This is a genomic window from Gillisia xinjiangensis (genome assembly GCF_046298265.1).
Taxonomy (GTDB): domain Bacteria; phylum Bacteroidota; class Bacteroidia; order Flavobacteriales; family Flavobacteriaceae; genus Gillisia; species Gillisia xinjiangensis.
This window is the reverse complement of sequence record NZ_JBKAHK010000127.1, coordinates 1-518: the sequence shown is the minus strand read 5'-3', so window position 1 is coordinate 518 and position 518 is coordinate 1. Positions and strand designations below refer to the sequence as shown.

General features: G+C 62.2%; 1 protein-coding gene. It reads right to left on the bottom strand.

The genetic code is table 11. The features are described from left to right. Window positions 1–171 precede the first annotated feature (171 nt). Window positions 172–518: hypothetical protein (locus ACKGJN_RS16825; protein ID WP_409540723.1), on the bottom strand; the 347-nt coding region annotated here is incomplete at its 5' end.

Here is a 518-nt window from a genome sequence, read left to right as displayed (position 1 = left end):
AAGAAGAGGTAAGCGCAATGAATAGTTAACACTTCGGAGACGGTGACGTCGCCAAGTTGCTTGGGCTGGTTACTTGCCTTTGCCGCAACTTTTAATTGCAGACGTAAGCAGGCCGCCGAGGGGCGGGGCCGGGACAGGCCGGCGTCGCCCGCTGTCCCGCGGCCCGAAGACCTACGAACTTTCAAACACCCACGCCTTGGCCGCTTCGACGTCGGAGAAACCCCGAACCCTGCCGTCCGTAATCCTTCCCAGGGCGGAGGAGGCGGAACCGAAGACGTCGTAACCGCGTGGCGCGCCTTGGTACGTGGGCACCACGACGGCTTCCCGCTGCAGGCCGGCGGCGATGGCTCGCGGGAACACCGTTTCGGCCAGCCAGGCCTCGGAATGGAAAAAGGCGCTGTTGAGGAAGCGCAGATCGGCGAGCCAGAAAATGTAGTTCCCGGTCTCGAAGCGTTCGCAGATGAATTCCAGAACCTGGCGAAACTCCGCCTCGGTACCGAATCCGCCGAGCCAGGTAT